At 47.1% G+C, this 11810-nt stretch carries 8 protein-coding genes and 3 pseudogenes; 3 read left to right on the top strand and 8 right to left on the bottom strand.

Annotated elements, in window-relative coordinates; genetic code table 11:
* Positions 1 to 784 (bottom strand): annotated as a pseudogene (locus KT99_RS18915) (methyl-accepting chemotaxis protein); the annotation flags it as partial.
* A gap of 2 nt (positions 785 to 786) precedes the next feature.
* Here KT99_RS18915 and KT99_RS21235 point away from each other — a divergent pair.
* A pseudogene (locus KT99_RS21235) lies at positions 787 to 1597 on the top strand (ISAs1 family transposase); the annotation flags it as partial.
* Between the two features lie 126 nt (positions 1598 to 1723).
* Here the strand turns inward: KT99_RS21235 and nadA are convergent.
* From nadA to astE, 5 genes are all read right to left on the bottom strand, one after another.
* On the bottom strand, positions 1724 to 2791 hold the full coding sequence (nadA, locus tag KT99_RS18900) for a quinolinate synthase NadA (RefSeq protein WP_005503430.1): 1068 nt from the start codon (positions 2789 to 2791) through the stop codon (positions 1724 to 1726).
* A gap of 135 nt (positions 2792 to 2926) precedes the next feature.
* Positions 2927 to 4534 carry a dihydrolipoyllysine-residue acetyltransferase gene (locus tag KT99_RS18895; RefSeq protein WP_005503428.1) on the bottom strand — a complete coding sequence of 536 codons (1608 nt, stop codon included), beginning with the start codon at positions 4532 to 4534 and terminating at the stop codon, positions 2927 to 2929.
* Between the two features lie 9 nt (positions 4535 to 4543).
* Positions 4544 to 5521 carry an alpha-ketoacid dehydrogenase subunit beta gene (locus KT99_RS18890; RefSeq protein ID WP_005503426.1) on the bottom strand — a complete coding sequence of 326 codons (978 nt, stop codon included), beginning with the start codon at positions 5519 to 5521 and terminating at the stop codon, positions 4544 to 4546.
* A 3-nt stretch (positions 5522 to 5524) separates the two neighbouring features.
* On the bottom strand, positions 5525 to 6706 hold the full coding sequence (locus tag KT99_RS18885; RefSeq protein WP_005503418.1) for a thiamine pyrophosphate-dependent dehydrogenase E1 component subunit alpha: 1182 nt from the start codon (positions 6704 to 6706) through the stop codon (positions 5525 to 5527).
* 197 nt (positions 6707 to 6903) lie between these two features.
* On the bottom strand, positions 6904 to 7938 hold the full coding sequence (astE, locus tag KT99_RS18880) for a succinylglutamate desuccinylase (RefSeq protein ID WP_005503416.1): 1035 nt from the start codon (positions 7936 to 7938) through the stop codon (positions 6904 to 6906).
* Positions 7939 to 8114: 176 nt separating this feature from the next.
* On the opposite strand from astE, the pseudogene KT99_RS21230 reads away from it, so the two are divergent.
* Positions 8115 to 8302: pseudogene (locus KT99_RS21230) on the top strand (peptide-methionine (S)-S-oxide reductase); the annotation flags it as partial.
* Between the two features lie 36 nt (positions 8303 to 8338).
* Here KT99_RS21230 and pgm read toward each other — a convergent pair.
* Positions 8339 to 10003 carry a phosphoglucomutase (alpha-D-glucose-1,6-bisphosphate-dependent) gene (gene pgm, locus KT99_RS18875; protein ID WP_040572222.1) on the bottom strand — a complete coding sequence of 555 codons (1665 nt, stop codon included), beginning with the start codon at positions 10001 to 10003 and terminating at the stop codon, positions 8339 to 8341.
* 94 nt (positions 10004 to 10097) lie between these two features.
* A complete protein-coding gene (seqA, locus tag KT99_RS18870) occupies positions 10098 to 10652 on the bottom strand; it encodes a replication initiation negative regulator SeqA (protein ID WP_005503412.1) in 555 nt (184 codons plus the stop codon).
* Between the two features lie 289 nt (positions 10653 to 10941).
* On the opposite strand from seqA, the gene KT99_RS18865 reads away from it, so the two are divergent.
* Complete coding sequence (locus tag KT99_RS18865; RefSeq protein ID WP_005503410.1) at positions 10942 to 11724, top strand: alpha/beta fold hydrolase; 783 nt, start codon at positions 10942 to 10944, stop codon at positions 11722 to 11724.
* The last annotated feature ends 86 nt before the right edge of the window (positions 11725 to 11810 follow it).

Here is an 11810-nt window from a genome sequence, read left to right as displayed (position 1 = left end):
CCGTTGACTGCTCGTGAGTCGCCGCCGCTATCTGATCGTTCATGCTGTCGATGACTCCGACCTCAGTGACGATGCGATCCAACTCTTCACCTGCCTTACGTGATTCCGTGACACTGATCTCGGCTTGAGCCTTGCCCTTCTCCATGGCATTGACCGCGAGTTTAGCGCCCGACTCGAGGCGTTCGGTCATGGTGCGGATATCTTCGGTGGAAGCTTGAGCACGTTGCGCCAGACTTCTCACCTCATCGGCCACCACGGCAAAGCCGCGGCCCATCTCACCGGCTCTGGCGGCTTCGATAGCCGCGTTAAGTGCGAGTAAGTTGGTTTGATCTGCAATGCTGCTTATCACGCCCAACACACTGACGATGGATTGAATGTCATTGTCTAGATTATGAATCGCATGCGACGCAGCATCGATTTCAGTGGCAAGTAACTCGATGCTAGTCCCTGTCTTGCTGACTTCCAAACGCCCCTCTTTAGCATCTATGTTTGCCGCGGCAGAGGCTTCCGATGCATTCACTGTATTCTGGGCTATCTCTTGTACGGTGGCACTCATCTCTGTCATCGCAGAGGCCACCTGCTCAGACTCGCTATGGCCAATGGCAACATCTCGCTGCATTAAGGTGGCGCAGGTGTCCATCTTCTGCGATGCCGTTAACAGGCTCGCGCTATTGTCTCTGACTCTTAAGATGACATACTCAAAATCCATCATCATCTGGTTAAATGCCTTGCCCAGTTGACCCAGCTCATCACTGGTGTCGGCCCTAACTCGTAAACTGAGATTCGATTGCGGATCCCCGTATTGAGCGTTGTAAAAAACATAACTTATTAGAGATTATTTTACTCGCTATAAGTGCGGTTATGTCAGGCTCTGAAGGATGGGAAGACATTGAAAACTTTGGACATCTAAAGCTTGATTGGCTTCGTCAGTATCGTCCTTTTAAAGCAGGTATTCCTCGGCATGACACTATTGCCCGTGTTATCTGCCGATTAAAAGCGGATGAAATAGAGAAAGCTTTTCAAGCTTGGATTTCTTCTCTCCTAGAAGGTACTGGTTGCGATGTCATTGCCATTGACGGCAAAACTGCACTTCATACTGTGAGCGCCTGGAGTTGTCAGCATCATCACGCTCGATGCTATGGGATGTCAAAAAGAGATAGCAAAGCTAATCGTTAAGCAAAAGGCTGATTATATTCTAGCGCTTAAAGGTCATCATTCTGGTCTACAGGGTGAATTGAAACAAGACGTTGTCAGCAAGTGCTGGTTAATAAAAGTTGGTTAAATAATAAATATCAGTGGGTTGGCTTAAAAAGCATTATCAAAGTGACATCAGACGTACATGAAAAAACGACAGGTAAAGAGACCACTGAAACACGTTGGTACATTAGCTTCATTAGATTTAAATGCAGAGCAGGCGTTATCTTCTGTGCGAAATCACTGGCAAGTAGAAAGTATGCATTGGGTGTTAGAGATGACATTCAGAGAAGATGAATCACGGATCCGTAAAGGCCGAGGTCCGCTTGCTTTTAATGTGATGAGAAAAATAGCAATGACCTTGTTCAAGCAAGACCAGACAAAACGCGCGAGTTTAGTGCAAATGCTCCAATAAGACTTGAACAAACGCCACAAAAAAGCCCTCTAATTGAGGGCGGTTTAATATAGATCAAGTTTAATCACTACTTGCATGAATTTACTGTTTTTTCAGTTAATGTGACATTCCGTATCAGGCGTTCCCTTTCACTTTCATGTTTAATTCGGCAGCAAAATTAAGCATTCTATCCAGTGGGATTAACGCGGCTTGACGTAACTCATCATCGACAAATATCTCATGTTGACTGGTGTCAGTCGCCATCAATGACGCTTCGATAGCCTGTAGGCCATTCATGGCCATCCAAGGACAATGAGCACAGCTCTTACAGGTAGCACCATTGCCACCTGTCGGCGCTTCGATAAGGATTTTATCAGGCGCTGCCTGTTGCATCTTATAGAAGATGCCTCTATCGGTTGCCACGATAAATTTATCGTTATCCATCTGCTGTGCAGCCTTAATGAGCTGACTGGTCGAGCCAACGGCATCGGCTAACTCAACGACACTCGCCGGTGATTCAGGATGAACCAAGATGGCAGCGGTTGGATGCAGCAGTTTGAGCTCCCGCAGCGCCTTAGCTTTGAACTCATCATGAACGATACAGTCGCCTTGCCACATCAACATCTCAGCGCCTGTCTGTTTGGCAATGTAACCACCGAGATGACGATCCGGTCCCCAGATTATTTTCTTACCTTGGCTGTCGAGGTGCTCGACGATTTCCAGGGCAATGCTTGAGGTGACGACCCAGTCGGCACGGGCTTTAACCGCGGCCGATGTATTGGCATAAACCACCACGGTGTGATCCGGGTGAGCATCACAAAACTTGCTGAAGGCATCGATAGGACAACCAATATCCAGCGAGCAAGTGGCATCTAAGGTCGGCATGAGTACCGTCTTTTCCGGACTGAGTATTTTCGAAGTCTCCCCCATAAATTTAACCCCGGCGACAATCAGAGTCTTAGCCGGGTGGTCACGACCAAACCTGGCCATCTCCAATGAATCTGATACGCAGCCACCGGTTTCTTCAGCCAAGGCCTGGATCTCGGGATCGGTATAATAATGAGCCACGAGCACGGCATCTTTTTCGATTAATAACTGCTTGATACGCGACTTGTAACGCGCCTTCTCGAGTTCGGTTAATGGAAGTGGCTTAGGTGGAAAAATATATTGAATATCTTCAATTTTTGGGGCTGACTGACTCATCTTAAAACCAAGGAGTAATTCTTATTAGCGGGATTATACGTAAATATGAGTGAAAAATTAACTAAAAAATGAATTATAAGCCATAAAAAAGAGCGCTAATGCGCCCTTCTTAGTGTACAAGATACCGATTATGAGCTACTGCATAGCCAATAGCATCTCTTGTGGATGCTCCAAGTACAATTTCCACAGGTTACAGAATCTGGCAATGGTGCCGCCATCTATGACTCTATGATCCCCTGACCAGCTGACCTGCATGATTTTACGCGCTTCGACTTCACCTGCGGCGTTAAATCTCGGTAATACCTGCATCTTACCCAAGGCGACAATGGCGACTTCAGGCTTATTGATGATAGGTGTTGCCACCGTGCCACCCAGGGCGCCTATATTGGAAATTGTCACTGTGCCCTGTTTAAGATCGCCAGGGCTAACACGACCACTACGGGCCGCCTTAGTCAGACGAGTGATCTCCGCGGCAATCTCTAATATCGACTTATCCTGCACGTCTTTAACATTAGGCACCAGTAGACCCACTTTAGAGTCTACTGCCATGCCTATGTTGTGACGACTGAAATAGGTCAACTCGGTGCAATCGGCATTCACTTTACTGTTAATTACCGGGAACTGTTTAATTGCCAGTGACAGTGACTTCATGAAAAATGGCATCATGGTGAGCTTTAACTCATCGTTTGAATACTTTTTCTTCATACTCTCACGTAGTTTAACCAACTCAGTCAAATCTATCTCTTCACAGTAGGTAAAGTGAGGAATAGTCGATACAGACTCCATCATCATCTTGGCCATCACAGCCTGAATGCCGCGAATAGGCTCTACCCTATTCTCACTAGGGTCTGATGCCTGAGTCGTGCTGGCGACTGTGGATCTGAGTTCATCGACCGAAGCGAGCGACTCAACTTGAGTTGAGGATAGCTTGCTAGCAGAGTGATGACGCTGGATATCTTCTTTATATACTCGGCCATTTTTACCTGAGCCACTCACGGTGGAGATATCAATATCTAAGCTTCTGGCCATGCGCCGAACAGCAGGACTCGCGAGCGCCTTGCCTTGAGAGACTGGCTCGCTATTCACTTGAGTCTCAGGTTCAGCAGCATCGTCGACTGTCGCTACCGGTGTAGCGTCAATGGCCTCTTCGGACTCAACTTCTACCGCAAACAAGGGTTGATGAACTCTTGCGAGTTGGCCTTTACGATAATACAGTTTAACGATTTTTCCCGCTTTAATTGCCGGGATCTGTACCAGGGCCTTGTCTGTCATCACATCTGCAATAGGCTGATCTTCAGCCACTATATCGCCTTCGCTGACTAGCCATTCCACCAGCTCACACTCGACAATCCCTTCACCTATGTCTGGCAACAGGAATTCTTCTATGTGCACCTGGCCAGTAACTTGAACCGGCTCTGGCAGTGGAATATGTTCAACGGAGTGATGAGAGTCTTGCTTGTCTGATGACTTGCCCGCCTCGTCATTGACATCGTCTTGCTCTGCAGCACTGATTTCGACTGAATAAAGCGGCGCATGTACTTTGGCTATCTCACCTTTGGCGTAGTAAAGTTTTTTGATGACACCGCCATGAGGAGCCGGGATTTGCACCAGAGCCTTGTCGGTCATGACATCGGCAATCGGCTGATCTTCGGTGACAATATCACCTTCACTCACCAACCATTCGACCAATTCACACTCAACAACCCCTTCTCCGATATCGGGAAGAATAAATTCTTTAATCATTCCAGGCTCCTAAAAGTTGACCGTTGCTTTAATCGCTTCGAATGTCTTAAGCGCGTCAGGCATATACTCTTTTTCGTGGATCAATGGATAAGGCGTATCCAGACCACAGACTCGTGCGATGGGTGATTCGAGGTAAAGGAAACACTCCTCTTGTATCGTCGCCGCGATCTCACCGGCGAATCCGCCCGTCAGTGGCGCTTCATGGTTAATCAATAAACGCCCCGTCTTCTTGACCGAAGTCGCCAGGGTGTCAACATCCCATGGAGCTAAGGTTCTTAGATCGATGATCTCACAAGAGATGCCTTTCTTAGCCGCCATATCGGCAGCCTTTTCGACGATCTCCACCTGAGCGCCCCAAGCGAGTAAGGTGATATCTTTACCTTGTCTGACGACTTCTGCCTTGCCGAGTTCGATCTCATAGTCTTCATCGGGTACTTCGGCAATATTGGCGCGATAGAGGCGTTTTGGCTCGAAGAAAATTACCGGGTTGGGGTCGCGAATCGACGCCAATAGCAGGCCTTTGGCCTGATAAGCATTACGAGGTACCACCACTTTGAGACCCGCAGTCTGAGTAAAGTAGGCTTCCGGTGATTGCGAATGATAATGACCGCCGGCAATGCCGCCGCCATAGGGCGTCCTGAAGGTCACACCACCAACATTGAACTCATTACCACTTCGATATCTGAACTTAGCGGTTTCATTGACGATCTGATCGATGGCGGGAAAGATGTAATCGGCAAACTGGATCTCGGCAATGGCGACCATGCCGTTGGAAGCTAATCCGTTGGCGAAGCCCGCGATGCCTTGCTCGGTCAAAGGAGTATTGAAACAACGATCGCGGCCAAATTTTTCTTGCAGACCCGATGTTGCCCTAAAAACACCGCCAAAATGACCGACATCTTCACCGAACAGGATCGAGTTTTCATCGGACTCCAGAGCAATGGATAGCGCATCATTGATGGCTTGTAACATATTAATCTCAGCCACGACTTAGAGTCTCCCTTTACTGTTTGGATAGGAATCTGGGTATTTCTTAAGATGTTTCTTAAGATCTGTTAACTGCTGCTTAAGACGAGGGGTTGGTGTGTCATAGACGTCTTCAATGATGGTATCGAGCATAGACATAGGTAGCTTCTCTGCTACTTTAAGCTCTGCAAGGATCTCTTTACGATAATTCTCGTACATTTCAGCATCTTGCTTCTCGGTTAACCAGCCCTTATTGAACATCCATAATTTAAAACGCTTAACGGGATCATGCTGTTGCCACTTAGCCTCTTCATCTTTAGAACGATAGCCCGATGGATCGTCAGACGATGAATGAGCACCCAAGCGATACGTCATGGCTTCGATTAACACGGGCGAATGGTTTTCTACCGCATAGGCGCGAGCCTGCTGAGTCGCGGCGAGTACCGCCAGCATATCGTTACCATCGACGCGTATCGTGTGTATGCCGTAACCGGGGCCGCGACTGGCAATGCCATTACCACAAAACTGCTCACTGGTCGGCGTCGAGATAGCGTAACCATTATTTCGACAGAAGAAGATGGTGGGGGATTTAAGTACTGCAGCCATGTTTAAGCCAGCATGGAAATCGCCTTCCGACGCTGCGCCTTCACCAAAATAACAGATGGCGATGTTACGCTTACCTTGCATCTTGAAGCTATACCCTACGCCTGTAGCCTGTGGGATCTGTGTGGCTAAGGGAGAAGAGATGGTTTGATAATTGAGCTCGGCACTGCCGTAATGGATGGGCATCTGCCTGCCCTTACCGAGATCTTTTTCATTACTGAACAATTGGTTCATAAATTGCTCAGTGGTAAAACCACGATAACGGATAGCCGCATGCTCACGATATTGAGCCAAGATGACATCACCATCATCTAAAGCAGCCGTGCTGCCTATGATAGAGGCCTCTTCACCGGTACATGTCATATAGAAGCTGATGCGACCTTGCCTCTGTGCACTCAACATACGTTCGTCTAAAACGCGAGTGAAGACACAGGTATCGTAGATTCGATGAGCCAATGCCTCATCAATTGCAGGCAGTACGGCGTTGTCATAAACGGTACCGTCGGCTTGCAATACTTTTAAAATAGGGATGTTAATTGAGTCCCTGTCGAGAAAACTGACGCTATGGACAATCGTCTCGTTATCGCTTGTTGCGTTGCTCATACTATATCTCTTATCAGCTGAGTGCTTTGTTATGAGTTGACCCGCTCTTGTCGAGCAGATCAGCAATTCTTGTAATACGCGGGAAAGACATTACGTTAACGTAAACGTGCAATCAACCATTCTACCGACCTAACTAACAACTAACGGTCACTCGCGGCGTATTTTTAGCTTTACATGCAATTGAGATTGCTGCTGCACTAAGCAATGTTATCTATGCTGGCAGGCTTTAGGCATAAAACGGTTCTCTGACCGACGGGAACCTTGGCATTAGGAAACACGATGGACTCGACCTCGTGTTCAACCTTGATATCCCTGCCACCTTCTTTGGCTAAGATGTAACCCTTAGGGAATGCAGTAAAGTTTTCGATATCGTTGGCAAAGGTAAATTCAAAATCATCGCAGCTTTTATTGATCGCGCGGCAGACCTGATACAAGTTAACCTTGTTCACATCGAACTCTTCGAGTGCTAAGTCCTGATTGGTGATCAAGCGATTCAACATCTCTCTTAAGGCGATAAAACGCGTCATGTCATTCTGGCCGAAGGGTAAGACTTTACCTAACTCTATGGTGAATGCATCGGCCTCATAATGTCTAGATGAAAAATAGCTAAATGTCGTGGTCGGCTCATGATGGAACAAGACAGTATCGATGTCACAAGCTTCGAGATACATGATCTGCTCGGCGCTATATTTGCGACCAGGACGATAGGGATAAATGGCAAACTTTTCATGTTTTGAGCCACGAATAGCCGTGTGCAGATCGTAATGAATTCTTTGCTCTGTGGCACTAGACGCACAGAAGAACTTATCCACATAAAATTCGAGTTTCTTCGCCCTAATACGCTCCGGATTAGTCAAACCTTCACCCGCAGAGTGAGCACCATTGAATAAACGATTGAGATTTTCTTCGATGAAGCGGGTGCCATTGATGATTGCCGGCGGATTACCAAACAGAAATAGCACTCTGTGATTGGCGATTATTTTTTGTTGCAGTAGGTGCTTGATTAAATCATTACAGAGCTCAATCGGGGCCGTTTCGTTACCGTGTACCGCACAAGAGAGGACGATATTCTTTCCTAGAGCATGTTTTGGCTCAAATACGATCACCCCGGTATCCCACACTTCTACTTGAGTGTGTTCACCTATGGAAAATGTACCGCTTTCATCTAGGTGATGTGGGTTATCTAACGTAAATGTTAAAAAGTCTTGTGACTCTATTAGCGCCTCTAGCACAAAATTCTCCTTTATTATTCTCACCAGTCAATTGCGGCTCGAGATGGCGCAATTTCATGCAAGAACCTTTCTTTTTTGTCGATAAATCTATTGCTTAGAATAATAACACTTAACCCACAGGTCAGCTATTTATCGAGGCATCAAATAAAATTCTATTTCTCTTGTTGCAGTGCCATTTTTTTCACGACAATGGACAAAAAACGATTGCTGAGCAATCGAAACTGGCCCTGATCAACGGGGGTAAATGGGGGTAAGACAGATAGTCACTGAGATCTCCCCTGCACTCGAATTTAATCGCGGCGAAGAGTATCACCAGAACTATCTGCAGAAGAACAATCTCCCCAGTTGCCATATCTCTTTTTAATAGAAGTGCCTAGCACCTAGGAACTTCTATTGAGCCTTAAGCTAAGAGCGCATCGATCATGGCTTGTGCCTCAATGATGACTTGCTCCAAATGGGCTTGGCTAATAAAGCTTTCACCATAGATCTTAAACAGGGCTTCGGTGCCCGATGGACGCGCCGCGAACCAGGCATTCTCGGTGATGACCTTGATGCCACCTATGTCGGCATGATTTCCAGGCGCTTTGGTCAGCACAGTTAATATCGACTCACCGGCCAACGTCTCGGTGCCTAAAGTCTGGATATTGACCTCTTTTTTCAAGACCTGAGCAAATTTGGCCTTCTTATCGGCTTGTACCGGGCTGTCGACTCTCTTATAAAAACTCTCTCCGTGTAGCGCCACGAGTTGCTGATATCTTTGCGCGGGTGTCTGACCCGTTACCGCGAGAATTTCAGCCGCCAGCAGTGCCAGAATAAAGCCGTCTTTATCGGTACACCAGGTGGTGCCATCACGTCTTAAGAATGCCGCGCCGGCACTCTCTTCTCCCCCGAAGGCAAAACTTGCATCGGCGAGACCATCGACGAACCATTTAAAGCCAACCGGCACCTCGCACAGTGGCTTGTCGTGCTGGGCGCAGACTTTATCTATCATGGCACTTGAGACTAAGGTTTTACCTATGATCAATGCATCAGACCATTGCGGTCTATGAGTCAGCAGATAATCGATGGCCACCGCCAGGAAGTGATTGGGATTCATCAAACCTGAGCCCGGACACACGATGCCGTGTCGGTCGTAGTCTGGGTCATTGCCAACACAGAGATCGAAATTATCTTGCTGCTTTAACAAGCCCGCCATGGCATAGGGTGAAGAGCAGTCCATGCGTATTTTGCCATCTTTATCCAGCGGCATGAAACTGAAGCTGGGATCGATACGGGTATTAACCAGGCTTATGTCTAAGTTGTAGCGCTTAGCAATTTTTGCCCAATAGTGAATGCCCGAGCCCCCCATAGGATCGACGCCGATGCGTATGCCCGCATCTGAAATGGCCTTCATATCAATAACGGCATCTAAATCATCTACATATGGTGCGATTAGATCTGCCTTTTTCACTAACGGCGACGCGATGGCCACAGCATAGTCGAGACGTTTGACACCCTCGAGTTCATCCCCAAGATACTGATTGGCCTTTTGTTCGATCCATTGAGTGATCTCTCCTTCCGCCGGACCGCCATGTGGCGGGTTATACTTGATGCCGCCATCTTGTGGGGGATTATGGGAAGGCGTGACGATAAGACCGTCGGCTAATGCAGGCTTAAGTGCATCTAGCTGTTTGTTCGCTTGAATGATCGAGTGAGACACCACAGGTGTTGGCGTGAAGCCTTCATCTTGATGAATGATGACGCTAACTCGATTCGCCACTAAGACCTCAATCGCACTGATAAATGCGGCTTGTGACAAGGCGTGGGTGTCGATACCCAGATACAAGGGGCCGCTGATCCCGGCTCCATTACGGTAGTCGACAACGGCTTGGGTGATGGCCAATATATGCGCTTGATTGAAACTGCCCATCAGCGAGCTACCACGATGGCCTGACGTGCCGAAGCAGACTTTCTGCTCATCCAATTTAATATCTGGCTTGATGCAAAAATAGTGACTCATCAACTTAGGAATATTCACTAAGTCCTGTTGCTGTGCAACTTGCCCTGCTCGCTCATGAATGCTCAATTTCATGTCCTTAATTACGCTGATTTTTAATGATGGGTAAAAAAAAGCTGAATTCATACTCAGATGATTCAGCTTATTACATTTATACGACAGGCTATAACTTATTTGTAATCGCCTCGATTTTCGCTTCAACCGTGCCATATTGCTGTAGGACTTCGGTCAGAATATTACGCTTCTTGGCGGTATTATTGTTGGTGATCACCCAAAAACCGCTCTGACCTATCTCTTTTGGATTGGCAGACTTGCTGGCCTTAAGCAGGGATTCTCTTGAGGTGGCAAAGTAGAGCCTATCGCGACCCTGGATCTGTAACACTTGAGAAAACTGCTCTGGCGCGGCGCGGTAAACGGCCTCTAAGATAAACAGAAAACGCCCCACGGCCCCTTTTTGAGCCGCGAGTTCCTCTGTGTCTATACACTCTGAGAAGTCTTTATTCGATTGTGGCTGATGGCCAGTTTGAACCTTGACTTGAGGCTTAGCTGCAACCGACTCCATTCCGAGATGGCTTATGGTTGCGGGCATGTCATGATTGATAGACTCGACATCTAACCCAAGCAAGCGGCGCAGGATATCTGAAGCACTCTCACCTATACGCTCTGTCTTACCGGCAATATGGCGATACAGCTCTTCATCGACCTCGATATATTTCATGACCTTAATCTTCCTTAAGTGAAATTAATTAATGTTGCGTCCGCACTGAACATTTTGGCTGTTCTTGTTTAAATCAACGTTCAAATGTCCGTTGCAAGTGTATGCCAACTTGTGGCTTATAATAAGTGCCAAACCAGTAAAAATGACATAGATCCTCATTAGATCCTGAAAATATGACGAGTTTGCTCAAAAAGACGGCAAGCATTGTCCCTATATCCGAGTTTGATTGTTAAATTACCTCGTTTACAGGCACAATCTGCACTCTTAAAAAACGTCGACAGGATTTACCATGCATTATATCTCTTCTGGCCAAGGTTCCGCGGTGATCTTAATTCATGGCCTCTTCGGTGATCTGGATAATTTAAAGGGCCTGGGCAAAAGCTTGGAAGGGAGGCATCGAGTCGTGCGAGTCGATGTGCCCAACCATGGACTCAGCCCTCATTGGCAAAAAATGGATTACCCACTGCTGGCACAAGCCGTCATCACACTCATGGACAGTCTGCAATTAGCGCACGCGCATATTCTTGGCCACTCTATGGGCGGCAAGATAGCCATGGCAACGGCGCTAAGCTATCCGGATAGAGTGACCAGTCTGATTGCCGCCGATATCGCTCCGGTGAGTTATCAACAACGACATGATCAGGTTTTCTCAGGATTAGAGGGTATCGATCTTAGCGGCTTAAAGAGTCGCTCTGAGGCACTCAAACAACTATTAGCTGCTGGGTTAGATGAAGGTACCGCTCAGTTTTTGTTAAAAAACCTGTCACGCACCGACCAAGGGTTCAACTGGAAAATGAATCTGGCAGGACTAAAGTCTAGCTATCGGGACTTGATCGCTTGGTACAATGACATCGAGGCCGAAGATTTTTTACAATATAGCAAACCCACCCTATTTATTCGCGGTGGCGACTCAGATTATATTACCAGTGAACATAGACAAGCCATCATGAGTCAATTCCCCCAAGTTCAGGCTAAAACGATAGAGGGAACGGGCCATTGGCTACACGCACAAAAACCCGCCATTTTTAATCGGATAGTGAGTGACTTTATAACGAAACACGAGGGTAAATAATGCCCTTAGGGCTCTATCCATATGGCAGGCATAGCTCAACTATGGTATATTCGCGCCTCTTTTTGGCCTGTAGAATTGATTTATGT

This window comes from Shewanella benthica KT99, assembly GCF_000172075.1.
Lineage (GTDB): Bacteria > Pseudomonadota > Gammaproteobacteria > Enterobacterales > Shewanellaceae > Shewanella > Shewanella benthica_A.
This window is presented reverse-complemented; position numbering and strand designations above follow the sequence as displayed.

Excerpts from the sequence above, each read along its gene's own strand:
- seqA (WP_005503412.1), bottom strand. The coding sequence starts at position 10,652 with ATGAAATATATCGAGGTCGATGAAGAGCTGTATCGCCATATTGCCGGT.
- KT99_RS18885 (WP_005503418.1), bottom strand. The coding sequence starts at position 6,706 with ATGAGCAACGCAACAAGCGATAACGAGACGATTGTCCATAGCGTCAGT.
- KT99_RS18865 (WP_005503410.1), top strand. The coding sequence starts at position 10,942 with ATGCATTATATCTCTTCTGGCCAAGGTTCCGCGGTGATCTTAATTCAT.
- KT99_RS18895 (WP_005503428.1), bottom strand. The coding sequence starts at position 4,534 with ATGATTAAAGAATTTATTCTTCCCGATATCGGAGAAGGGGTTGTTGAG.
- nadA (WP_005503430.1), bottom strand. The coding sequence starts at position 2,791 with ATGAGTCAGTCAGCCCCAAAAATTGAAGATATTCAATATATTTTTCCA.